The following is a 22,580-nucleotide window of genomic DNA, read 5'->3' as shown; positions in this document are numbered from 1 at the left end:
TCCTATCCAGTGAATACGTTTTATCATGATGAGCGATAAGAGGTGAACACATGGATTGGGTTGAAGCGGTCATCTTAGGGATGATACAGGGACTGACAGAATTTCTGCCCGTCAGTTCCACAGGACATCTCCTTTTGGGAAGGCATTTCTTTCGGCTAGATGAAGCAGGGCTGTTCCTTGACAGTATGCTTCATATTGGTACGCTGATCGCAGTGCTGACGATCTACTGGAGAGAAATAAAAGAGCTGATTAGGAAACCTTTCAGCAGATTGGCTATGCTGCTTGTGGCAGGTACAGTACCTACAGTCATTATCGGACTTTCATTTAAGGATTACTTTGAAGAGATATCAAAGACAGGTGTCACCGTAGGCTGGGAGTTCCTTGCGACGGGCGGTGTGCTTTGGTTAGCGGATACGATGAAATCACGAGGGCATAAGCAGCTGGACGACATTTCAATCATGGATGCGGTGTTGATCGGAAGTTTTCAGGGAGCCGCTATACTTCCCGCAGTATCTCGTTCGGGGTTAACGATTGCGGCTGCGCTTTTCCGAAAAATCGACCGCGGGACCGCTGCTTATTTTTCCTTTTTATTATCCATTCCGGCGATCGCAGGAGGGTGTCTGCTTCAGGTGAAAGAGGTGCTGGAAGGCCAAGCAGAAAAATTGTCTTTCTTTTCTCTATTTCTCGGGACAGCCATGTCAGCTCTATTCGGCTACTTGGCCGTCAAGTGGATGATCTCTCTCGTCAAAAAAGGGTCTTTAAAGGGTTTTGCCATCTACGTCTGGATCCTTGGACTATCAATTATAGGCATGCAGGCGGCCGGTATTTTTTGAACCTTGTGAAAGGCTTTACTGAAACATTGACAATTTGGATGGACAAGATTACATTATATGTATTCAAAATAAGAAGGGATCCTTCCATTTCCTAATCACAGCTAACCTCGTAAATGTTTTATAGGAAGAAGGGCAGTTGGGAATGTAGCTGACCATTTTTTTAATGGTCTTTTTTTGTTTCTTCATTGATCATTGTTTTTAAGGAGAGAGAAGAATGGACAAGCAGTTTGCCGTTATCGGATTAGGCCGTTTCGGTGGAAGCATATGCAGGGAATTTGCCAAAATGGGTTATGAAGTAATGGCGGTTGACCGGGATATCGAGCGGGTAAATGAATTTGCGAGTATTGCTACTCAGGCCGTACAGGCGAACTCCACAGATGAAAAGGCATTGAACGCGCTCGGCATCCGAAACTTTAACCATGTTATCGTGTCAATCGGAGAGGATATTCAATCCAGTATATTAACCACGCTCCTTTTAAAGGAAGCGGGAGTGAAAAAAGTCTGGGTCAAAGCGCAAAATGACTATCATCATAAAGTTCTTGAAAAGCTGGGTGCGGACCGAATCATCCATCCAGAGCGGGACATGGCTTTAAGGGTGGCGCAGCTCATCACATCTGAAAAAATAATCGATTTTATTGAATTGTCTAATGAACACAGTATTATCGAGGTCGGGGTGACTGACAAACTGGCAGGAAAAACACTGACGGAACTGAATGTCCGTGCCAAATATGGCTGTAACATTGTTGCTATAAAAAAAGACAGCGACATCCTTGTTTCACCCATTGCCAATGTCGTCTTAAAATCGGGTGATGTTCTTGTCGTGATCGGGCAAAATAAGGATCTCAACCGTTTTGAAAACGAAGGCGTATAGCGGTTTAGTTAAGGATAAAAAAGAGGTGCGGGATGTACTCCGCACCTCTTTTTTACAGTGTCTTATTTAATTGAGTTTGCTTCTCGTGCGCGCATAAAGAAAATAAACGAGCAGTCCGATGACAATCCAGATGACAAACGAAATCCATGTGATCGAAGGAAGGCTGAACATCAAGTAACCGCAAAAGAGAACAGTTAAGATCGGCAATACAGGAACAAATGGAGCCTTAAACGCTCTTTCCAGGTTTGGATGTGTTTTCCTTAACACGATGACAGCTACGGCGATAAGTGCAAATGCTGATAAAGTTCCCATATTTACAAGATGGGCAAGCGTTGTTAGATCAATAAGACCGGCGATACCGGCTGCGATAAATCCGGTAACCCATGTGTTCTTAAAAGGCGTCTTGAATACCGGATGAACCTTGGAAAGTACTGGCGGAAGCAAACCGTCGCGGCTCATCGCATAGGAAATTCGAACCTGCCCAAAAAGCATGACGAGCAGAACGGTAGTTATACCAGTAATCGCCCCGACGGAGACTAGCCCTGCAATCGAATCCTGGCCTACGAAGTGCAATGCGAATGAAACGGGATCGGCAACGTCCAGCTTGGTGTAGGGCACCATACCAGTCAAAATAAGAGAAACGACAATATACAATGCGGTACAGATCGTTAAAGACCAAATGATGCCTAGCGGCAGATCACGCTGTGGACGTTTGACCTCCTCCGCTGCAGTAGCGACTGCATCGAATCCGATGTAGGCAAAGAATACTGTTGCGGCGCCAGCTACAATCCCATCGAAACCAAACGGCATAAACGGAGCCCAGTTATCCGGTTTCACATAGCCGAAACCAGCAACAATAAACAGAACAATCACAGCAAGCTTAATAAATACCATGATATTGTTGACACGGGCGCTCTCCCGGATGCCTCGGCTTAACAGTGTAGTGATCAGCAGGATAATCACAACGGCAGGGAGGTTTATCCATCCACCCTTTCCTGTGCCAGGCGCTGAAGCGAGTTCCGCTGGAAGGTGAAGGCCGAATCCTGCGATCAGGGATTGAAAATAAGCGGACCAGCCCGTGGCCACAGCCGATGTCGCGAGCAAATACTCCAGCATAAGATCCCAGCCGATTAAAAAGGCGAAGACCTCTCCTAACGTGGCATAAGTATAGGTATAAACACTGCCGGCGATCGGGACAGTCGATGCGAATTCCGCGTAACAGAAGGCTGCAAAAGCACAGGCGAGACCCGAAATAATAAATGACAGGATGAGGGCAGGACCAGCATGTTCCGCTGCCACGACTCCAGTTAAAACGAAAATTCCGGTTCCGATAATGGCACCGATGCCCAGTAGTGTTAAATCAAAGGCTCCTAATGAACGGCTTAACCCCTTATTGTTGCTTTGAGCCATCATATCTGAAATGGATTTTTTTCTAAAAATACTCATTGATGTCCCCCATTCATAAAAAATCTCTATAATTTGAATATATAGAATATTTATATTTTCAAACTATTTGTAGTATATTGTCGAATGGCGGTATTGTCAATGGCTGGCTCAATAGATAACTTTTCCAGAAGATATTTAATTTTTTAAAAGCTGGGCCAACAATTCACTGTATTTCTTTTTCTCATCTACAGAAGAAACTGCACCATACTTCAGCAATGTCTCCCGGATCACTTCTTCTTGCTTCTTGTTGCTCCAGCTCACATAGGCCTGATAGCTGCTGCTTTCAAGGTAGCAGTTCAGCATGTTATGGTCTGGACCGAAGAAGAAGGCGAGATGGTCGATAAACATACGGATACTGTTCAAGTTTACAGGCACAATGTGAGTATCTAAATGGTATTTGTACGGATTACAGGCATCCCGCTGAAATGAAATGCCGTAGCATTCGTCGTCAAGGAGCAGCCCAGGCGTTGTGGGTAAAAGAAGGAAAGGCGTATCTTGTTCATCATAGCCGATGAAGAAATCATGGCTGTTCTCATTTTTTACGGGCGGCCTTTTCATGGTGGCATGTACAATTTCTTTTTGAACATTAATCAACACTACCACTCTCTTTCATTGATTGATAAGTACAGCTTGCCCGGTAGATTGCTAGTTTATACATCTGCCATACTGCCTCGATAAAGTGATAAGTTGTTGAAAGGGAATTGACGAACAATTCAGAAAGGCATAAACTGAGTGTAGTGAACAGTTATTAGGGAAAGCCGCGAAAGTAGTGGATAAGATGTCTCTTTCAGAACAAAAGTTAATCGGAAAGCTTGCCATGCTTTATGTATTGGATGAATCTCATCAACCGAAGGTGGAAGAACTAGGATGGTTCCATTGCACGGGTAAAGTCGGTTCCATGGAATCAAACAAAGTAGTGGCAGCGATCGAAACGGCTGCAAAGAAAAACCAAGTGATCAACGGCGGGGTGTATCGGGAAACCCATGCGTTATATCATGCCATTATGGAAGCGCTTCATGGTGTTACCCGCGGCCAGGTTCAGCTTGGTACGGTTCTTAGGACAGTGGGTTTGCGATTTGCTATTGTCAGGGGGACGCCATACGAGCAGCCGGAAGAGGGAGAATGGATTGCAGTGGCTTTATACGGGACGATCGGTGCCCCGGTCAAAGGCCTGGAACACGAAGCCATCGGACTCGGAATCAATCATATTTAAACGAATATTGGGGATAGCCCATAGTGATTAGTGAACATTTAGGGGGCTGCATTTCAAGGAACAGGTATTTTTTGCTGTTCTTTAAATGCAGCCTCTTTCTGCGTTTTATTAACAAAATTCAAGAGGGAGAAGGATGACGCATGGTCGTTTTGACAGGTCATACATTAACTTTAGAAGAGGCAAAAAGGATTTTGGATACCAAGGAAATCGTGACCGCCTGTGAGGAAAGTTTAAAAAGAGTAAAAGAAAGCCGAAGAGCGGTTGAAGAGATTGTAGAAAATGGGAAAGTCATTTATGGAATAACGACAGGATTCGGAAAGCTGAGCGATGTTTATATCGCTCCGGAGGACACAGAAAAATTGCAATTAAATTTAATAAGAAGCCATGCATGCGGAGTCGGGGAACCATTTCCAGAAAACGTAAGCCGTCTGATGGTGGTATTGCGTGCCAACGCCCTTTTAAAAGGATTCTCGGGAGTAAGGCCTGCTGTTGTAGAAAATCTGATAAAACTTGTAAACTGCCAGATCCATCCGGTTATCCCCCAGCAAGGATCGCTGGGAGCAAGCGGTGACCTTGCACCTCTGTCCCATCTGGCTCTTGTTTTGATTGGTGAAGGGGAAGTGTGGTACCGAGGAAAGAGAATGAAGGCGATGGAAGCGCTGCTGCAGGAAGAGATCTTGCCGCTCACACTTACAGCTAAAGAAGGCCTGGCCCTGATTAATGGCACACAGGCAATGACGGCTCAGGGAGTGGCCGCCTATTTAGAAGCAGAACAGCTTGCAAGCCAATCAGAAGCCATCGCTGCGTTAACGATGGAAGGATTAACAGCCATCACAGACGCTTTTGACAAAGACATTCATCTGGCACGCGGTTTTAAAGAGCAGACAGCAGTCGCCGAGCGCATCCTTTCCTACTTGGACGGGAGCCGTCTGACGACACGGCAGGGAGAAGTACGAGTACAGGATGCTTATTCCATCCGCTGTATTCCGCAAGTTCATGGTGCATCATGGCAGGCATTAGGTTATGTAAAAGATAAGCTCGAGATTGAGATTAACGCAGCCACTGACAACCCGCTTATTTTTGATGAAGGAAGAAAGGTCATTTCCGGCGGCAATTTTCATGGGCAGCCCATTGCACTTGCCATGGATTTTCTCAGCATCGCGATGGCCGAGTTCGCCAACATTTCAGAACGGAGAATCGAACGGATGGTAAATCCTCAGCTCAGTGATCTGCCGGCCTTCCTCAGCGCAAACCCTGGCCTGGAATCCGGTGCAATGATTATGCAATATTGTGCGGCTTCCTTGGTTTCTGAGAACAAAACGCTTGCCCATCCCGCAAGTGTAGATTCCATTCCATCTTCAGCAAATCAGGAGGACCATGTAAGCATGGGAACGATCGGAGCAAGGCATGCTTATCAAATCATCGGCAATGTTAGAAGAGTGTTTGCCATAGAAATGATATGTGCTCTTCAAGCTGTACACTACAGAGGGATAGATCTCCTTGCACCTGCAACCCGCAAAATCTATGATCAGGCTGTTGAGGTTTGTCCGCCTATCACGTCTGACAGAATTTTTGCAGTTGATATCGAACGGATGAATGAATGGCTAAAAGAAGTTCGTTGGGACGCACTTCTGGAAAACAAAAAGAAAAATTCAAAAGAAATGCAACGCTAAGAGGAGGAATAACCATGTCAAATACCATTCAAAAAATTTCGGCTCCGCGTGGAAACCAATTAAACACGAAAGGCTGGGTTCAAGAAGCGGCGCTGAGGATGCTCATGAATAATCTGGATGCAGAAGTGGCGGAAAAGCCGGAAGAGCTGGTTGTGTATGGAGGGATAGGAAAAGCGGCGAGAAACTGGGAGAGCTATGAAAGCATTGTGGAATCCCTTAAAAAACTGGAGAGTGATGAAACACTCTTGATCCAATCAGGCAAGCCGGTTGCAGTATTTAAATCTCATCCGGATGCACCAAGGGTGCTGCTCGCAAACTCCAACCTCGTTCCAGCCTGGGCCAATTGGGAAACGTTCCGCGATCTGGAAAAACGAGGGTTGATGATGTACGGACAGATGACTGCAGGAAGCTGGATCTATATTGGAACCCAGGGAATCTTACAAGGAACCTATGAAACTTTTGCTGAAGCAGCACGCAAGCATTTTAACCATTCTTTAAAAGGAACGCTGACCGTAACAGCAGGTCTCGGAGGTATGGGCGGTGCACAGCCGCTGGCCGTTACGATGAACGGCGGAGTTGTCATCGCGATTGAATGTGACCTTACACGAATTCAGCGAAGAATGGAAACAAGATATTGTGACGTGCTTGCCAAGGATTTGGATGAGGCATTGTCATTGGCAAAAGAGGCGATGGCCCAAGAGAAGCCGCTTTCCATCGGTTTGCTTGGCAATGCTGCTGAATTATTGCCCCAGCTCTCAGAAAGAAATGAAATTCCGCACCTAGTGACAGATCAGACATCTGCTCATGATCCGCTTAATGGGTATCTTCCTGCTGGGATGTCCATGGAGGAAGGTGCAAGAATGAGAGCGGAGGATCCGGTTACGTATATTAAAAAAGCGAAGGAAAGCATGGCGGTGCATGTTCAGGCGATGCTCGATCTGCAGGCTAAGGGAGCCGTTGTGTTCGATTATGGAAACAATATCCGCCAGGTCGCGTTCGATGAAGGAGTAAAAGATGCCTTCAAGTTCCCGGGCTTTGTTCCTGCTTTTATCCGTCCCCTGTTCTGTGAAGGGAAAGGCCCATTCAGATGGGTGGCTCTTTCCGGAGATCCTGAGGACATTTATAGAACGGACGAGGTCATTCTAAGAGAGTTTTCCGATAACGAGCATCTATGCAATTGGATTAAGATGGCGAGAGAAAAAATTCAGTTCCAGGGGCTTCCTTCCAGAATCTGCTGGCTCGGATACGGTGAACGGGCGAAGTTCGGACGGATTATCAATGAAATGGTGTCTAAAGGTGAATTGTCAGCGCCGATTGTCATTGGGCGTGACCACCTGGACTGCGGCTCTGTTGCCTCTCCTAACCGGGAGACCGAGAGCATGCTCGATGGAAGCGATGCTGTAGCAGACTGGCCGATTTTAAATGCCCTCATCAACTCGGTGAATGGCGCGAGCTGGGTATCCCTCCATCACGGCGGAGGAGTCGGAATGGGCTATTCTCTTCACAGCGGGATGGTCATCGTTGCGGATGGCACAGAGGAAGCAGCAAGAAGACTCGAAAGGGTGCTTACTTCAGATCCTGGAATGGGAATTGTACGGCATGCGGATGCAGGATATGAGCTGGCAAAAAAAACAGCCAAGGAAAAGGGAGTACAAATCCCGATGTTGGAAGAATAGGAGGGATAAAATGCTGGATACATTATTGACTTCGATTGATCAGCTTCTGGCTGTTCAGGCATCGGGCGGACCAAAACGAGGCAAGGATATGGCCGTCCTTCCTGTGGTCGAAAACGGTGCTATCGGTATCAAGGACGGGAAAATTGCTTTTGTAGGCACAACCGAGGAAGTAAAGGGTTTAGATGCGAAAGAAATCATAGATTGTAAAGGCAAGATTGTAACTCCTGGCCTGGTCGATCCGCATACACATCTCGTATTTGGGGGCTCCCGCGAACATGAGATGGCCTTGAAACAGCAGGGAGTTTCCTATTTAGAGATACTTGCACAAGGGGGCGGCATTCTATCTACTGTAAATGCAACAAAGAATACGAGCGAAGAAGAACTCTTTCAAAAAGGATGGTTTCATCTCAATCGGAGCTTGCGTTTAGGTGTGACAACGATGGAAGCCAAAAGCGGATATGGGCTGGATCGTGAGACAGAACTAAAACAGCTGAGGGTAGCTAAACGGCTGAATGAAGCCCACGATATCGATCTTGTTTCCACATTCCTCGGGGCTCATGCCGTTCCAGCTGAATATAAGGATAAGCCCGAAAAATTCTTGGAGAGCATGTTGGATGTTCTTCCGCAGATTAAAGAAGAAGGGCTGGCTGAATTTGTCGATATTTTTTGCGAAACAGGAGTTTTCACAGTTGAACAATCCCGACGATTTCTTGAGAGAGCCAAAGACCTTGGGTTTAATGTGAAGATTCATGCTGATGAGATCGATCCTCTTGGAGGAACTGAAATGGCTTGTGAGATCGGAGCCATTACTGCTGATCATCTGGTCGGCGTCTCGGAAGAAGGAATAAAAATGCTTGCAGCTTCCGAAACGATTGCCGTTCTTCTTCCAGGTACCACGTTCTATCTCGGTAAAGACAGCTATGCTCCCGCAAGAAGCATCATTGAGGCCGGTGGAACCGTTGCACTGTCTACCGATTTTAATCCAGGCAGCTCACCGACTGAGAATCTTCAATTCATCATGAATTTGGCGGCTTTACGCTTAAAAATGAAGCCTGAAGAAATTTGGAATGCTGTCACAGTCAACGCCGCGTATGCCATCGGCAGAGGAAGCGAAGCAGGCGCTATCGAAACGGGAAGATGGGCCGATCTTGTTCTGTGGGATGTCCCAAATTATCAGTATCTTCCCTACCATTACGGTGTAAACCATGTAAATACCGTATGGAAGAAAGGAAAGAAGGCGGAAGAAAGGAAGCCCGCTTATGCATGATATCGAATATCTAAAACCTTCCGGAAAACCAAAGTTCATTGACCGGGGCATTACAAAAGCTGTGGAGCTGCTCCAGGAATGGGATGGAGAACCGGTAAGCGGAATAGGCCTGATCGGGATGCCGCTGTCAAAGACCTCGATTTCCCACTCAGGGGCTTCAGCGGCGCCGGAAGTAATCAGGAAAATGATGAATTCTTTCACAACCTACAGCATTGAAAGAGAAGTCGATCTGCAATTCGCACCCATCACAGACTTTGGTGATATTACACCGCATGTTACCGATCTCAAAGAAACTCAAACCAGATTGGAACAAGTGATGGAGGAAGTGCTTAAGAAGAATCCTGGGATGACCCCAATCATACTGGGAGGAGACCATTCCATCAGCGCCAGCAGCATTGCAGCCTTTTGCAATGTACATGGCCCGGTGGGCATCATTCAATTTGATGCCCACCACGACCTGCGTAATCTGGAGGACGGTGGACCTTCAAACGGCACCCCCTTTCGTAACTTATTGGAACGGAAGAAGATCAATGGGGACCACTTGATCCAAATTGGACTGCGTGATTTTTCAAATGGAAAGACCTATCGAGATTATGCAAAAGAACAAGGCATAACGGTCTATCCGATGAGCGAAGTGAATGCGCGGGGTATCCTCGGCATACTTGAGGAAAGTATTCAACAGCTGCAATCAAAGGTTTCTGCCGTTTATGTTTCGGTAGATATGGATGTGCTTGATCAGGCCTTCGCACCGGGATGCCCTGCTATCGGCCCTGGGGGAATGAATAGCGATACGCTGATCGCGGCCATTCAATTTCTCTCCTCTCATCGGGCAGTAAGAGGCATGGATATCGTCGAAATTGATCCCGCCATTGATTTCAGGGACATGACCAGCCGGCTTGCGTCCTATCTAATTCTTCAGTTCTTACTGTTTCGAACATCCAAGCCGTAACACAAAAAAACCATCTCGGGTTTTTATCCGAGATGGTTTTTTTATTCATCTTTCCTCAGCATTCGGTTTAGCTTTGTCCAGCGCAGTTCAATGAGCGGCTGGGCGAGAGCGATGACCGGTTTACTGGCAAGAAACATTGTAATGATAACAGCAAGAACGAGAAGCATCACGAAATAGTTATTTTTCTCGATGGATGAAAACAAATCTGTTGTAAATAAATATTTTAAAACGAAACCATGAAGCAAATAAATATATAACGTTCTTTCCCCGAATTCCGTAAAGAAAAATTTCCGCTTTGGAATAATCGCCAAGAAACTGAAGGTGGCCAGGAACATTACGGCATAGAGCCCCAGCCTGATCACCCCGCCATACCATTCATTATGACCAAGAATTTCAGCATAAGAGGATGACGATAACAGCCAGTCCTTGGCATGGTCCGGGATTAGGAAATGATAAGCGAGGAACATCAATACGAGAAACACACTCGAACCAATCCGGACCGATGGTTTTAAAATCTGTTTAAAATCCCTTTTTGTTAAATAATGCCCAAGCAGGAATACAGGGAAAAAGACGAAGGTCCTCAGAAGGCTTAAATAGGTGCCAATATCGGTAATGTAGCCTACAGCAACTCCAATTCCAATGGCAAGGATCAAAGGATATTTAATTTTTACAAATACTTTTAAAAGGATATTCCAGAATACCAAGCTTAATAAAAACCACATCGCCCAATGCGGGTCAAAAAAGTTAAGCTTTATTTCACTTTTATTATAAAGATCATAATAGTAAAAAGAATAGATTAACTGGAACACAATATAAGGTACAAGAACTTTTCTGAAGATCTTTGATAAATATCCGTCCTTGAGCACTCCCTTTGTGAAAAAACCGGATATTAGGATAAAGGCCGGCATATGAAAAGTATAGATAAAGTTATAAACGGTATAGAGCCAATCGTTTTGGTCTTTGATCGGAGAAATGAAATGTCCAAACACTACCAAAAAAATTAATATGAATCTTGCGTTGTCGAAATAATAATCGCGTTCTTTTACTTCAGTCGCCATAATTCCTCCAAGATCTAAAAGACATGCAAACATAATTATTCGTTGTGTTCGTCCCTTTTTCTGTAGCTAGTTCTATAATTCCCATAAATGATAGGATATCTAACCTACAAATAAAAAAAGTACAAACCAAGGTTTGTACTTTTGTCCTGAATGGAAGGATCTGCTTAAAAATCGATTTTAATCTTAACAAAACCGGCACTACGGAGCGCTTCATAGATGATCACAAGGGCAGGTCCGACAATAAGGCCAACAAATCCAAGGATCTGGAATCCGAGGTAAAGGCTGATCAATGCCGCCAAAGCGGAAATCCCAAGGCTTGAACCCAGTATTTTAGGTTCAATGATGCGCCGTATGATGGTAAGAACAGCAAACATGATCATCAGGCCGATGGCAAGAAAATCGTTATTGACGACAAAGTTATAGATGGCCCACGGAACAATAAACGATCCGGTACCCAGTATCGGCAGGATATCCACCAATACGACAAAAAGGGCGATCAGTACAGCATACTTAACATCTAGGATCAATAAGCCGATCAAGGCAAGAACATATGTGATAAAGCTTAGGATGATCTGGGCACGAATAAAACCTACAGTCGCTCTTGAAAGCTGTGTAAAAACGAGCTCAACTTTCTCTCTTGCCGATGTCGTAAACAGATTGAGAAAATTAGCGAAGAGCCGCGGCAGATCAAGAGAGATTAAAAACACAGCGACCAAATAAATGATGAGATAAATCAGCAGCTGGGGAATGGAAGCGATAATGGCGATAATACCATTGGTCAGCTTAGTCGCAAAGCTTCCAGCAAATGTCTTGAAGCCGTTCAAAGCATTCTGTACCGTCGAGATGACTTCGGGAGGCAGCGAAGCGTACAGCCTTTCAGCTCTGTATAAATCTTTTTCAATCAGACCGAACACTTTAACAGCGTATGTCGGAATCAATGACAGGAATTCGATGGTCTGGACGACCAGTGTGGTGGTCAGCCAATATGACAAAAGTCCAAATCCTGCCAGGAATAATATAAAAGTGATGGTTACAGACAATAAACGCTTCATCTTAAAATTTCTTATGAAGAATTTGATTGCCGGGTCCAGCACAAGAGCGGTCACAAGAGCTAATATTAATGGAATGCTGTATGGGATCAGAAAGATTACCCCAGCCAGAATCAAACCAATAATGATTACATTTTTTAACGACATTTCAGGCCATCATCCTCTATGTAGAATAACTTTTATTATATATCTTAAATCATTATATGGAACAGAGAAAAAGTCAATCCTGTTATACCCTTTCGACAGAAAATTATCTTTGTTCTGCCTTTCTCTTATGAATCGTAAGCAAGGCCGCGTTAATCTGCCCGCCAAGAATAAGAATCATGGCTGAGAGATAGAACCAGATCATCAGGGTGAGCAATGCGCCAAGGTTGCCATAGATCTGGCGATAATCGAAAAGAGTAACATAATACGAAAAACCGATCGAGATCAGCTGCCAGCCGATCGTGGAGAAGAATGCCCCCGGCAAGACGTTCTTAAGCTTCAGTCGGATGTTCGGAGCGATGAGGTAGAGAGACACAAACATCACCATCAGAATAACGAAGCTTAAGGTCCAGCGGGTCGTGTTCCACAGATGAAAAGCCGGATGGTCATAGCCGAGCCTGTTCGCCAGAAAAATACCGATCGAATTGCCGAATACCGGCAGCAGCAAGGAAGTAACTATAGCCAGAACAAGGCCTAAGGTTAAAAGGATGCCGAGGAAGAGCTCTCTTATAAAAGGCCGGTTTTCGATTACATGATAAGCTTGGTTGGACACACGGATGATGGCAAGAATTCCGATAGAGGACAGCCAGATGGTAATCACAATACTGATGGAAAAAATATCGCTTCTATTCTGATCGAGTACTGAGATCAGATTATACTCCAGCAGGTGAAAAGCCTGAACGGGAGCGAACGGGCGGATGATCTCTAGCACGGCAGCAGATGAAATAGGAAGGAATCCTAAAATTGTGAAGATTAAAAATGAAAAGGGAAAGAGTGAAACAAAAAAATAGTAAGCTAGCTGTGCAGAGAGATCAAACACTTTATCTTCAAAAAAACGCAGCTTAAGTTCTTTTAAAAATACAATCATAACTAACTCCTTTTTAACCGTTAGCTGCAGTATTCCCTTTGTTTCTTCGATCGAGACAGCCTGCCTCTTAAAATTTAAAAATGATTGAAACCTTCTTTCATGTCAATCGTATACCTATAGATGAGCAATCAGTCTTAAAGAGCTTTTAGAAAGAGGTGAACAAGCCAGTCCTGAGATTTTAGGAGAATGTTATGTGCATGTCTCCGAGCTTTTTAAGAAATGATAAATTGGAGTAAGGGCCCGTTGCAATTATATGTTTTTATTGTGTACAGCAAGGTACCTGAGGAGGAATGTATTACATGGATTTTTTTACAGCTGAATTCTTTTCTGCCCTCTTATCCATCGTCATTATCGACTTGGTCTTGGCAGGCGATAATGCGATTGTGATCGGAATGGCAGCAAGAAACTTAAAAAAAGAGCAGCAAACGAAAGTGATTATCTGGGGTACGGTAGGGGCTGTCATCATTCGTGCCGTTGCTACGCTGGCGGTTGTATGGCTGCTTAAAGTACCGGGACTGCTTCTTGCCGGAGGACTCATTCTGATCTATATCGCCTATAAGCTTATGATAGAGGAGAAAGATCATGATATTAAAGCTCAGGACAGTATCTGGGCGGCAATCAGGACGATCATTATTGCAGATGCCGTAATGGGTCTGGACAATGTACTCGCCGTTGCGGGAGCTGCTCATGGCGACTTCCTGCTGGTTGTCCTTGGATTACTTATTTCCGTGCCGATTGTCGTTTGGGGAAGTACTCTATTTTTGAAGCTTATTGACAAGTTCCCATTTATAATTACGATCGGAGCTGCAATTCTCGCGTGGACAGCTGCAAAAATGATTGTTGGGGAACCTTTCCTAAAAGACTATTTCAGCAATCCGTTCATTAAATATGGATTTGAAATTATTATCATTGCCGCGGTCGTTCTGATCGGATTAGCGAAAAAACGTTCCGAAGCGAACAAAAAGAAGACAACTGATTCACCTGAACGGGGAATTTAAGAGAAAAGCTGCAGCAGAATAATTCTGCTGCAGCTTTTTTGTTTTTTTTTAAGGATTAATACACATCCCTTTTCGTAAAGACAGCGAAGGCGATGATGACTCCGCCAGCGGCCCAAGCAAGCAGGACACTTAACGAAAAGCCGAGAGTCATCCCTTCGATAGGAGTGGCCATACCGCTGATATAATCGGTCAGAGCCAAGTTCACCATAAATAAATACTTGGCGCTCTCCCATGAGGATACCATGTTCGACAGAATAGCACCGGCGATCAAGGCTGCGAGCATGATTCCCATGACAGCGGCTGTACTCCTGAGCAGTACGGACAGCATAAAGGTCAATGTGCCGACGACGAGGCAAACAAACCATACGAGCCCGAATTCCATGAGTACATACTGCCATTGAGGAATAAGATGAACGTTGTCCGTCAGCAATTCTTCACCTTTTGTACTAAATCCTGTCAGCAGCGGCATATCCCATCCGCCATAGCCGAAGACCACACCAGATATGGTGTAAGAAAGGAAGGCCACAGCGGTTACGATAAACGATACTGATAATAGGAGAGCAATATATTTGCTCAATAAAATCTTCCACCTTTTTACCGGCCGGGTGAGGAGGAGCTTAATGGTTCCCCCGCTTGCTTCGGAGGAAACAAGATCCGCTGCCGCCACCATAACAAGCAGCGGCAAGAGCAAAGTTATTGAATTTTCAACGAAAACTCTCATGAATGTAGGAGCGCCTGGAGCCTGTGGATTAATGTCATGGTCTAGATAGTATTGCTGCTGGGCCAACCGTATTTTTAAATATTTTCTCCAGTCGTCCTGAAGCCGGCTTGAACTAAGACGGTTCTGTGTGTCTACAATCTCCTGCTGAAGCTTCGTGCGCCAATCGGCATTCCCGAGTTTCTCCTGTGTGGTTTTTGCCTGCTGGTATTGAGCGTACGTAAAAAGGGGAACAAGGGCTGCTACAATGAGTATAATGACGAACAGCCGTTTCTTTCTAAAGAGCTTCAGCAATTCATTATGAACAAGTTTAGTCAATATGCTCTCCTCCTGTAAGTTCTAAAAAAAGATCTTCAAGGGCAGGGAGTTTCGTTCTCATTTCTTTTACTTCGATTCCTGCATTAACAAGCAGCCTGTTCCAATTGCCGATTTGATCCTCATCGTATAAAGTGATGAGCTTGCCTTCCATTTCCGACACCTTTGTCACTTTCCCCAGCAGGTGCTTTGCTTGATCCAGTGGTTCAGCATTCCAGACTACCCGTTCCTGTTCAGACAATAATGCTTCTACTGTGTCAATCCGGATGATGCTCCCCTTCGAGATAATCGCTACCCGGTCACACATGAGCTGAATCTCGCTAAGCAGGTGGGAGGAAACCATCACACACAGTTTCTCCTTTTCAGCCAGGAAACGGATAAATTCTCTCATTTCCCGAATGCCTGCGGGATCTAACCCGTTGGTTGGTTCGTCCAGTATGAGAAGTTTCGGATGGCCAAGCAGGGCCTGGGCTATACCTAGACGCTGTCTCATCCCTAATGAGTAGGTGCTTACTCTGTCATGTATTCTGTTGCCCATATCTACGAGATCGACGACTTCTTTAAGCCTGCTCTCGGGGATGGAGGAATCCATTCTGGCGAAATGCTCCAGGTTCTCCCAACCTGTTAAATAAGGATAAAGTTCAGGATTTTCAACGATGCAGCCCAAATCTTTCATCGCTTCACCGAACTCTGTCTGTACGTTCTTGCCCCCGATATGTACAGATCCTGATGTGGGCTTGATCAGCCCCACAAGCATTCGGATCGTGGTTGTTTTACCGGCCCCGTTAGGCCCAAGAAAGCCAAATACTTCACCGGGATATAGTTCAAAGGACAATCCTTTGATGATTTCTTTCTTGCCGATGGATTTACGCAGGTTTTTAACGGAAAGTGCAGGTGATCTGCTCATTTCTTTTCCTCCTCGCTGAAATGAATGAGGGAGGCAGCCCGCTCTCCGATTAATTGATAACCTTCTTTATTCGGATGAAAATGGTCACTGAAGAGATATTCATTCACATGAAGTTCAAAAAGATCAAACGTGGGGACATAAATAATGTTTGGAAAAGCAGCCGCGGCGTTCGCTGAATCATAGTTCCATTTCCGGACAATGCTGGACGTTTTTTTAGAATCCTCCATATCACTGAATGGGTTGTAGAGCCCTACATGATAGATTGTCCCGGTCTTGTTCAGCGAACGAATCTCTTTGTACAGTTCCTTCAGGTTGTTCAAGTAAGCTTCTTCTGTTTGATTGATGGCCTGTGAATTCAGCTGCTGAAGAGCTTGTCCGCCGCGGAATAAATCATTGCCACCAATCGTAAGCAGGATGATATCAGCGCCTTTAATCTGGCGTTTGATCTGCTGCTGGCTGACCTGATCAAGAAGCTGCTTTGAAGTTTGTCCTTTTATAGCAGAATTGGAAAGTTCAATCTCTTTTTTTGTTTTCTTTGCTAACTCTTGCTTTAAGTAACCGATGTATCCCTTCCCGTCAGGGTCGCCTGTTCCCCTTGTCAAGGAATCGCCTAATGCTGCAATATGCAGTTTCTTGCTCTTTTCATCCGATGGTATGGAGGGAGTTTGATCCCTGTCTGGCTTAACGGTGTCCATACTGTGGCTGCCAGCGGAAAAAAACTGGTCCTGTATGACCCAGGCAAGCCCCGCAAGCCATAGAAAAGCTGATAGAATGGAAAGAGCTGTGATGAGAGACAGACCTTTTTTTTTCACAAGACCATCCTTTCAAATACTAATTACATAAAGCATAGCAGAGAAACTAAAAATCTCTTACTATTTTGCATATGTTTTCCTTCATTTCTTTCTATTGATGCCATCCATCTGCCCTTGTTAAGCTGCCGTCATAAAAAAGAGCAGACGGCTAATGATATAAGAGAGAATAGAAAGATGAACAGTGATAAGGGAAGAGCCGGGTGGTGAATGATGAAAACAACATATCAATTCAGACTGATGGCATTAATAGCTATGATCGCCACAGCCATCTATTTGTTTATCAGCCTGAATCCACCATTATCCATAGGGGGTGGGCTTAAGGCATCCCCCAATGAAACATGGATTAATGTAAAGAACGAAGGATGGGCTTCAATCAAGGTGCAATCCTTTTATGTGAATAATAATGAAGTGCCTGCTGAAGCTGCTTACAGGTCATCCGATCAATTTATTTCAATTAGAAAGTTAACCCTAGACTCTGGGGGAGAAAGGCAAATTCGTATTTTACACGGTGTACCTGTAAAAAAAATCACCGTTTCGTACAGCTTTGGCGGGCTTCCTTTTACGCGTTCGTTCAATCTTTTGACCAGCACGCCCTGATTAGGTATGATCGATAACATGAGTGTAAAAAGGGGGATTACTGATGGATTTAAATCGTGAACATCAATTAGGAGAAAACACACAGCTGGACGATGAAACGCTTTTTATTGTCTCGCAAACATTTAAAGCTCTCTCAGACCCTACCAGAATCCGGATTCTGCATCTGCTCTCCCAAAAAGAATGCAGTGTGAACGAAATAACAGAGGCTCTGTCTCTTCTGCAATCTACGGTCTCCCACCAGTTACGGTTTCTGAAGAACCTGCGCCTTGTAAAGTTCCGGCGTTCAGGGACCACCTTGTTTTATTCCATGGACGATGAACATGTGATTGACCTGCTTAAACAGGCCATCCATCATGCGAGCCATGACTAGCCAGATTTTGTGAAGATTTTATATATTTTTTGTTGAGATTTGAAGAAAAAAGCAGGAATTTTAAAAGAAAACCTGTTCTTAAAGGCAGAAGCAAGCAAAAATCCCTAAAATTAGATAAAATAGATTATTCTGAATATTTTAATTAATATTTACATACAGTATTATAAACGTAACAAGAGAAGGGAGTAGATTCCAATGAAGGATGTTAGCGAAGCATGCTAAACAAACCTATCAAGTTGTACAATAGGTGGAGCATGCGGGTTCTTCAGAGTCTGCCAAGCAGCAGCTTTTCAAAATAACCTCTTAAAGGCGTGATTCCAATGAAAAATGTAAGCGAAGCATGTCAGAATCATATCCAGTAAAAAATCAGCCCGTGAAAACTGGTTTTGAGATATGTGGACATGTGGGAAACCAAAATGGAAACACTAAAATTTCAGAGGACGTGGTTCCAATGACTAGCGTAAGCGAAGCATGCTAGAATCATGGAGCATAAGGAAATAGTCCGTGAAAACTATTTTCGCATCATGTGGGCATGCGGGAAACCAAAAAGGAAAAAATAAACTGAAAGATGCAAGTCTGCAAGTAGTGCTAGGCATGTGTTTTAAGTAAAGAAAGGAAAATCAACAAGTGAATAGCAAGTATTTTAAATAAGGCGCACGTTTATGTTCATTTACATAAACAGCGCCTTATTTTTGTATAAAAATCACCGTTTGACGAGAGGGTAATGAAGGGAAAGTAAGTTAAAGAAATGGAGGCCGGCAATGAGAAATCCATCAGGAAAGACACATTCTAAATCCGCGCAAAAATACCCTGAAAGACAGTATTACTTCCCTGCCCAAATCGTCGAAACGTTTATTAAAAAAGGAAAAGAATCCCTGCAGACCACCTATATGGCTCAATTTATTCTCTCCAGTCTGGCAGGTGCTTTTATTGCTTTTGGAGCCCTTGGTTCAGTATTGCTGACAATGGAAATTGATACGGCAGGCATTATGAATCTAATGGCTGGCATTGGATTTATGATCGGCTATGCAATGGTCTTTTTGTCCGGTTCCATATTATTTACAGAAGTAAACATTCTCCTGCCCAGTTATATCATGCAGAGCAAGTATTGGATCAGTAAAAAACTGCTGTCATTTTGGCTCATCTGTTACATTGGAAATTTCGTGGGAGCTCTGTTTGTCGGTTTTCTTTTAAATTTTTCAGCATCTTTGCACGGTGATTTCTATGATCACTTACTTATGTTTATGGAGAAGAAAATGGAGTTTACACATAGAGGAACTTGGGGCTGGTTTCAGGTTCTTTTTTCAGGAATCCTGGCAAACTGGCTAATCGGGGCTGCGGCGGTCCTGGCTACTGCTGCGCGAGATGTAGTGGGGAAAATTCTCGGTATTGCTCTGCCTGTTATCATTTTTGAAGCAGGAAACTTTCAGCATGCTGTGGCCAACATGGGTTATTTCAGTATAACGGTCCTTGAAGGGTTTGACATCAGCTGGTATAAGTTTATTCTGCTTAACCTGGTTCCTGCTAGCATCGGCAATTTGATCGGCGGCGGCATACTCGTCTCACTGCTCCTATCCTACGCTTATAAAGAAGAAATAGATGATGGCGTTTTGAAGGAGGAAGAAGAGGCGATTGATGAAATGGAAAACAAGGACGAATTGCCCAAAGCAGAACCAGCTGGAGATCCAGCTGGCCGTCAATAATATGGATAAGGATAAGGGTAATAAGGATACGGTGGATAAGGGTAATAAGGATACGGTGGATAAGGGTAATAAGGGTACGGATAGTAATAAGGATAGAGTGAAAGTGCAGCCACTGAGGCAAGTGGAAATATGCCTGGAAAAAACCTTCTTCCAAACCATGGCCTCCCAAACCATATCCTCTCCTCTTCATTATCCTCTCTTCCCAGAGTCCCCTGTTGTCCCTGCATCGCTTGCATGCCTTGCTGGCTTCCTTGCCCAGCCTGTTGCTGCTGAATATCCTGAGGAACCATCATATGGAGGTTCTGGCCATCCACATTGGTTATGATCCCTTCCGTTTTCTTGCCGTCGTTCATGGTGACAATAACGTGGAAATACAAATGCTTCTTACAGAGGTTGTGCATATGTCCCCAGTTTCTTTCTTCCGTTTCCTGCTGATCATTGTAATCCTCCATAGGCAATCAACTCCTTCCACACTATTCTTATTTATTGAAAATTTAGAATATGTCTGTCCAATAAAAGGATTGTGTGTGTTATTTCAATGAAAAGAGGGTAAATACTAACCACAATCATGTAGGAGGAGGAACATCATGAGCTTATCCAAACAACAAGTCAGCGAACTAGAACAGAATCTGATCAAGATGAAAGAGCAGCTTCAAAAACAGCAGGAGCTGAGGGAGAACGAAGACAGCCTGCAAGAATCTACCGGGGAGATCAGCTCATACGATAACCACTTTGGTGATATGGGGAGTGAGCTAAATGACCGCGAGATGGCAATGGCGCTTGATGAAAATCAGGAGGAAATTCTTGAAGAGGTTAACGAAGCGCTCCAACGAATTGAGGAAGGCACCTATGGAAAGTGCATGGACACGGGAGAGGAGATATCTTACGAAAGACTAAAAGCCCTTCCGTATGCAAAACGAACCGTACAGGCACAGGAAAAGGCTGATGAAGAAGGAAAAACGGACGATTTTGAAATCGGGGAACCTTCTTTTGTCAGAAAGGCCGAAGGAAAGTTCGAAGACAGCAGAATGCAATCAGTCGATGAAATGATGGAAACACACGGAAATGCTTCTGATAAAGGAGAGGACGCCTGACCTCTCTTCGTGAGGAGAAAGACGATACGAAAAAGCAGCCTGGTCCGCTATCGGGGCTCGGCTGCTTTTTTATTCTTGGAATAACGTTTGTTCGTGGCGTATGCCATTATAGGTTTAAAGTAATAGATCGTATTAAACAGGATGTTGCCAAGAAGAATTCCGGCAAAGGCATCAAGGACGACGTGCTGCTTTACGAAAAGGGTCGATAGAATGATCAAATATCCTACAATGCTGACCCCGAAATATGCAGCAGTTGTTCTAGTTTTGCAGTGCCTCATGGCTATGACCATCAAATAACTGCTGAGCACGTGAATACTAGGAAAGCAATTGAATGGTTCATCTGCTGAATAGATGTAGCGGATCACATTCGTAAGAACCCCGGTTCCATGCAGGGCGGGCCTCGGTACGGTTGTTTGAAAGTAGAAATAGATAACATAACAGACAACCATGCCGATCGTCAGACTTAACAGCGTCTTGAAATATAGAGATCTGTCAACGATGAAAAAGTAAAACAGCATGCCAAAAATAAATAGGTACCAAAAAACATAAGGAATGATAAAAGCTTCGATAAAAGGAATCTGCTGGTCAAATGATGTCATAAGACTCCTTGCTCCCCGTTCGCCGTTGTTCAGCAGTTCATAGAAAGTATGCAGAAGAGGAATAGATAGCATTAAACTCAAGGGAAGAATATGGGATTTTAATTTACTCAATAGTCATTGCTCCTTCAATTCATTACCATTCAAATCGAATAACTACCATATTATACCATGATAATTGTAAAAGTTGTGGCGGTTCTTGTTAATAACCCTGTAATATTTATGACAAAAAATAGTTAGCACTTGCTTATCATAACGTACGGAAAGGATTGCGGCATCCTTTTTTTAATGACAAATATTTTAAGGCAGTCTATCTCTGCATTATACTTCCCTAAAATTGAAGGGATCGAACCTCTTCATTGATCAGTTTATTCGAAACAGGTCTTGAGTTATGGGTATTTAGACATTGGATAGCGCATTGGGTAGTCGGTTGGTTACAAATGCATTTACTGAAATTAGCTTATTTTGACAAAAAATATGGAATTCATTAGGTTTAATGTCATAAAAAATCGGGAATTCTATTAATTTGTAATATATCTGTAATCTTCCTAAAATACTCATGTCATATTTTGTTGGTAGAATCTAAGTAAGTTAGCAAGGAAACAAATACCAACATTGGTAATACAGATTTTAGGGGGATACATGCTTTGAAAAAATTGGTAGCGGCAGCGGCACTAGTAGGAATGATGGCGTTCAATCCGATCGTAGGTAAAGCAGCGCTTGGCGATCACACTTTAAAACAAGGTATGACCAGTAAAGACGTACAACAATTACAATCTGTCCTTAAGAAAAAAGGATATTTCACATATAAAAAGACAACTGCTTACTATGGTACATATACGAAAAACGCTGTAAAAAAGTTTCAAAAAGCAAAAAAATTGAAAGCAGATGGAGTAGCTGGTAAAAACACGTTTAAAGCATTAGGGGTTAAAACACCGTCTAAATCCAAAAGCAGCGCATCATACAGCTCTACACGCTTGATCAGCACAGCAAAACAATACATGGGTGTTCCTTACCGCTGGGGCGGGACAACACCTAAAGGTTTTGACTGCAGCGGGTATATTAACTATGTATTCGATAAATCAGCAGGAGTTGATTTGCCAAGAACTGTTTCCGGCATCTATTTAAGAGGTACATCTGTCAGTACTCCAAAAGCTGGAGATGTAGTTTTCTTCCAAACCTACAAACGAGGAGCTTCTCATGCCGGGATCTATATCGGCAACCATAAATTTATTCACAGCTCATCATCTAAAGGAGTAAGCATCGCATCCATGAAAAATCCTTATTGGGCTCCGAAGTTCCTAGGTGCTAAAAAAATATAACAATAATAAACAGGCCGGTTTTTGAACTGCACCCCAAATTT

General features: G+C 43.9%; 23 protein-coding genes. 13 read left to right on the top strand and 10 right to left on the bottom strand.

The window, feature by feature from the left end:
* Positions 1 to 50 precede the first annotated feature (50 nt).
* Both ABHN01_RS22405 and ABHN01_RS22400 read left to right on the top strand, forming a co-directional pair.
* Positions 51 to 833 carry an undecaprenyl-diphosphate phosphatase gene (locus ABHN01_RS22405; RefSeq protein ID WP_429877370.1) on the top strand — a complete coding sequence of 261 codons (783 nt, stop codon included), beginning with the start codon at positions 51 to 53 and terminating at the stop codon, positions 831 to 833.
* 214 nt (positions 834 to 1,047) lie between these two features.
* Positions 1,048 to 1,704, top strand: a complete 657-nt coding sequence (locus tag ABHN01_RS22400) for a potassium channel family protein (RefSeq protein ID WP_290401774.1) — start codon at positions 1,048 to 1,050, stop codon at positions 1,702 to 1,704.
* A gap of 66 nt (positions 1,705 to 1,770) precedes the next feature.
* Here ABHN01_RS22400 and ABHN01_RS22395 read toward each other — a convergent pair whose 3' ends face one another.
* A complete protein-coding gene (locus tag ABHN01_RS22395; protein ID WP_429877369.1) occupies positions 1,771 to 3,150 on the bottom strand; it encodes an amino acid permease in 1,380 nt (459 codons plus the stop codon).
* A 135-nt stretch (positions 3,151 to 3,285) separates the two neighbouring features.
* The gene (locus ABHN01_RS22390; RefSeq protein WP_429877368.1) at positions 3,286 to 3,747 is read right to left on the bottom strand and encodes a hypothetical protein; all 462 of its coding nucleotides are present in this window, start codon (positions 3,745 to 3,747) and stop codon (positions 3,286 to 3,288) included.
* Positions 3,748 to 3,928: 181 nt separating this feature from the next.
* Here ABHN01_RS22390 and hutP point away from each other — a divergent pair, with 181 nt between their 5' ends.
* The 5 genes from hutP (at position 3,929) to hutG (ending at position 9,928) form a co-directional block, all read left to right on the top strand.
* Positions 3,929 to 4,363, top strand: coding sequence for a hut operon transcriptional regulator HutP (hutP, locus tag ABHN01_RS22385; protein ID WP_290401771.1), 435 nt, complete (start codon positions 3,929 to 3,931; stop codon positions 4,361 to 4,363).
* A 140-nt stretch (positions 4,364 to 4,503) separates the two neighbouring features.
* Positions 4,504 to 6,036, top strand: coding sequence for a histidine ammonia-lyase (gene hutH, locus ABHN01_RS22380; RefSeq protein WP_429877367.1), 1,533 nt, complete (start codon positions 4,504 to 4,506; stop codon positions 6,034 to 6,036).
* 14 nt (positions 6,037 to 6,050) lie between these two features.
* The gene (gene hutU, locus ABHN01_RS22375; RefSeq protein ID WP_429877366.1) at positions 6,051 to 7,712 is read left to right on the top strand and encodes a urocanate hydratase; all 1,662 of its coding nucleotides are present in this window, start codon (positions 6,051 to 6,053) and stop codon (positions 7,710 to 7,712) included.
* A gap of 10 nt (positions 7,713 to 7,722) precedes the next feature.
* Positions 7,723 to 8,979, top strand: coding sequence for an imidazolonepropionase (gene hutI, locus ABHN01_RS22370; RefSeq protein WP_429877365.1), 1,257 nt, complete (start codon positions 7,723 to 7,725; stop codon positions 8,977 to 8,979).
* Positions 8,972 to 9,928 carry a formimidoylglutamase gene (gene hutG / locus ABHN01_RS22365; RefSeq protein ID WP_429877364.1) on the top strand — a complete coding sequence of 319 codons (957 nt, stop codon included), beginning with the start codon at positions 8,972 to 8,974 and terminating at the stop codon, positions 9,926 to 9,928. Before hutI ends, hutG begins: the two co-directional genes overlap by 8 nt.
* Before the next feature lie 41 nt (positions 9,929 to 9,969).
* On the opposite strand, the gene ABHN01_RS22360 is transcribed toward hutG, so the two are convergent.
* From ABHN01_RS22360 to ABHN01_RS22350, 3 genes are all read right to left on the bottom strand, one after another.
* Positions 9,970 to 10,986, bottom strand: coding sequence for an acyltransferase family protein (locus ABHN01_RS22360; RefSeq protein WP_429877363.1), 1,017 nt, complete (start codon positions 10,984 to 10,986; stop codon positions 9,970 to 9,972).
* Between the two features lie 164 nt (positions 10,987 to 11,150).
* Positions 11,151 to 12,182 (bottom strand): sporulation integral membrane protein YtvI, encoded by a 1,032-nt coding sequence (gene ytvI / locus ABHN01_RS22355; RefSeq protein WP_429877362.1) that lies wholly within the window; start codon positions 12,180 to 12,182, stop codon positions 11,151 to 11,153.
* A 103-nt stretch (positions 12,183 to 12,285) separates the two neighbouring features.
* Positions 12,286 to 13,107, bottom strand: a complete 822-nt coding sequence (locus ABHN01_RS22350) for a YihY/virulence factor BrkB family protein (protein WP_290401764.1) — start codon at positions 13,105 to 13,107, stop codon at positions 12,286 to 12,288.
* Between the two features lie 299 nt (positions 13,108 to 13,406).
* Between ABHN01_RS22350 and ABHN01_RS22345 the strand changes: the two genes are divergently transcribed.
* Positions 13,407 to 14,105 (top strand): TerC family protein, encoded by a 699-nt coding sequence (locus ABHN01_RS22345; RefSeq protein ID WP_429877361.1) that lies wholly within the window; start codon positions 13,407 to 13,409, stop codon positions 14,103 to 14,105.
* A 55-nt stretch (positions 14,106 to 14,160) separates the two neighbouring features.
* Here the strand turns inward: ABHN01_RS22345 and ABHN01_RS22340 are convergent, their stop codons facing one another.
* Genes ABHN01_RS22340 through ABHN01_RS22330 form a run of 3 tightly spaced genes read right to left on the bottom strand, consistent with a single transcriptional unit; the run spans position 14,161 to position 16,857 of the window.
* Positions 14,161 to 15,141: an ABC transporter permease gene (locus ABHN01_RS22340; protein WP_429877360.1), complete on the bottom strand. Its 981-nt coding sequence runs from the start codon at positions 15,139 to 15,141 to the stop codon at positions 14,161 to 14,163.
* Positions 15,134 to 16,045, bottom strand: coding sequence for an ABC transporter ATP-binding protein (locus ABHN01_RS22335; protein ID WP_290401761.1), 912 nt, complete (start codon positions 16,043 to 16,045; stop codon positions 15,134 to 15,136). Before ABHN01_RS22335 ends, ABHN01_RS22340 begins: the two co-directional genes overlap by 8 nt.
* Complete coding sequence (locus ABHN01_RS22330) at positions 16,042 to 16,857, bottom strand: SGNH/GDSL hydrolase family protein (RefSeq protein WP_429877359.1); 816 nt, start codon at positions 16,855 to 16,857, stop codon at positions 16,042 to 16,044. The genes ABHN01_RS22335 and ABHN01_RS22330 overlap by 4 nt, the downstream gene beginning before the upstream one ends.
* Positions 16,858 to 17,067: 210 nt before the next feature.
* Between ABHN01_RS22330 and ABHN01_RS22325 the strand changes: the two genes are divergently transcribed.
* From ABHN01_RS22325 to ABHN01_RS22315, 3 genes are all read left to right on the top strand, one after another.
* Positions 17,068 to 17,454 (top strand): hypothetical protein, encoded by a 387-nt coding sequence (locus tag ABHN01_RS22325; RefSeq protein WP_429877358.1) that lies wholly within the window; start codon positions 17,068 to 17,070, stop codon positions 17,452 to 17,454.
* A 43-nt stretch (positions 17,455 to 17,497) separates the two neighbouring features.
* Entirely contained in the window at positions 17,498 to 17,824 is a 327-nt protein-coding gene (locus ABHN01_RS22320) for an ArsR/SmtB family transcription factor (protein WP_429877357.1), read from the top strand.
* 761 nt (positions 17,825 to 18,585) lie between these two features.
* On the top strand, positions 18,586 to 19,527 hold the full coding sequence (locus ABHN01_RS22315; RefSeq protein ID WP_429877356.1) for a formate/nitrite transporter family protein: 942 nt from the start codon (positions 18,586 to 18,588) through the stop codon (positions 19,525 to 19,527).
* Here ABHN01_RS22315 and ABHN01_RS22310 read toward each other — a convergent pair.
* Positions 19,521 to 19,979: a hypothetical protein gene (locus ABHN01_RS22310; RefSeq protein WP_429877355.1), complete on the bottom strand. Its 459-nt coding sequence runs from the start codon at positions 19,977 to 19,979 to the stop codon at positions 19,521 to 19,523. The two genes, ABHN01_RS22315 and ABHN01_RS22310, sit on opposite strands and share 7 nt — an antisense overlap.
* 135 nt (positions 19,980 to 20,114) lie before the next feature.
* On the opposite strand from ABHN01_RS22310, the gene ABHN01_RS22305 reads away from it, so the two are divergent.
* Positions 20,115 to 20,621, top strand: a complete 507-nt coding sequence (locus ABHN01_RS22305) for a TraR/DksA C4-type zinc finger protein (RefSeq protein WP_429877354.1) — start codon at positions 20,115 to 20,117, stop codon at positions 20,619 to 20,621.
* A gap of 47 nt (positions 20,622 to 20,668) precedes the next feature.
* On the opposite strand, the gene ABHN01_RS22300 is transcribed toward ABHN01_RS22305, so the two are convergent.
* Positions 20,669 to 21,331: a phosphatase PAP2 family protein gene (locus tag ABHN01_RS22300; protein WP_429877353.1), complete on the bottom strand. Its 663-nt coding sequence runs from the start codon at positions 21,329 to 21,331 to the stop codon at positions 20,669 to 20,671.
* Positions 21,332 to 21,864: 533 nt separating this feature from the next.
* Here ABHN01_RS22300 and ABHN01_RS22295 point away from each other — a divergent pair.
* A complete protein-coding gene (locus ABHN01_RS22295) occupies positions 21,865 to 22,539 on the top strand; it encodes a C40 family peptidase (protein ID WP_429877352.1) in 675 nt (224 codons plus the stop codon).
* Positions 22,540 to 22,580: the final 41 nt, after the last annotated feature.

Origin of the sequence: Fictibacillus sp. NRS-1165 (assembly GCF_050468105.1) — a bacterium.
GTDB lineage: Bacteria > Bacillota > Bacilli > Bacillales > Fictibacillaceae > Fictibacillus_C > Fictibacillus_C terrinigri.
Note: the sequence above shows the minus strand (reverse complement) of the source record. Positions and strands in the feature narration are given on the sequence as shown.

What these genes read in the sequence shown, in the direction of transcription:
- ABHN01_RS22305 (WP_429877354.1), top strand. Translation starts at nt 20,115, where the DNA reads ATGAGCTTATCCAAACAACAAGTCAGCGAACTAGAACAGAATCTGATC.
- ABHN01_RS22360 (WP_429877363.1), bottom strand. Translation starts at nt 10,986, where the DNA reads ATGGCGACTGAAGTAAAAGAACGCGATTATTATTTCGACAACGCAAGA.
- hutI (WP_429877365.1), top strand. Translation starts at nt 7,723, where the DNA reads ATGCTGGATACATTATTGACTTCGATTGATCAGCTTCTGGCTGTTCAG.
- ABHN01_RS22325 (WP_429877358.1), top strand. Translation starts at nt 17,068, where the DNA reads ATGAAAACAACATATCAATTCAGACTGATGGCATTAATAGCTATGATC.
- ABHN01_RS22350 (WP_290401764.1), bottom strand. Translation starts at nt 13,107, where the DNA reads ATGATTGTATTTTTAAAAGAACTTAAGCTGCGTTTTTTTGAAGATAAA.
- ABHN01_RS22405 (WP_429877370.1), top strand. Translation starts at nt 51, where the DNA reads ATGGATTGGGTTGAAGCGGTCATCTTAGGGATGATACAGGGACTGACA.
- ABHN01_RS22320 (WP_429877357.1), top strand. Translation starts at nt 17,498, where the DNA reads ATGGATTTAAATCGTGAACATCAATTAGGAGAAAACACACAGCTGGAC.
- hutP (WP_290401771.1), top strand. Translation starts at nt 3,929, where the DNA reads ATGTCTCTTTCAGAACAAAAGTTAATCGGAAAGCTTGCCATGCTTTAT.
- ABHN01_RS22310 (WP_429877355.1), bottom strand. Translation starts at nt 19,979, where the DNA reads ATGGAGGATTACAATGATCAGCAGGAAACGGAAGAAAGAAACTGGGGA.
- ABHN01_RS22315 (WP_429877356.1), top strand. Translation starts at nt 18,586, where the DNA reads ATGAGAAATCCATCAGGAAAGACACATTCTAAATCCGCGCAAAAATAC.
- hutG (WP_429877364.1), top strand. Translation starts at nt 8,972, where the DNA reads ATGCATGATATCGAATATCTAAAACCTTCCGGAAAACCAAAGTTCATT.
- ABHN01_RS22335 (WP_290401761.1), bottom strand. Translation starts at nt 16,045, where the DNA reads ATGAGCAGATCACCTGCACTTTCCGTTAAAAACCTGCGTAAATCCATC.
- ABHN01_RS22400 (WP_290401774.1), top strand. Translation starts at nt 1,048, where the DNA reads ATGGACAAGCAGTTTGCCGTTATCGGATTAGGCCGTTTCGGTGGAAGC.
- ABHN01_RS22345 (WP_429877361.1), top strand. Translation starts at nt 13,407, where the DNA reads ATGGATTTTTTTACAGCTGAATTCTTTTCTGCCCTCTTATCCATCGTC.
- hutU (WP_429877366.1), top strand. Translation starts at nt 6,051, where the DNA reads ATGTCAAATACCATTCAAAAAATTTCGGCTCCGCGTGGAAACCAATTA.
- ABHN01_RS22395 (WP_429877369.1), bottom strand. Translation starts at nt 3,150, where the DNA reads ATGAGTATTTTTAGAAAAAAATCCATTTCAGATATGATGGCTCAAAGC.
- ytvI (WP_429877362.1), bottom strand. Translation starts at nt 12,182, where the DNA reads ATGTCGTTAAAAAATGTAATCATTATTGGTTTGATTCTGGCTGGGGTA.
- hutH (WP_429877367.1), top strand. Translation starts at nt 4,504, where the DNA reads ATGGTCGTTTTGACAGGTCATACATTAACTTTAGAAGAGGCAAAAAGG.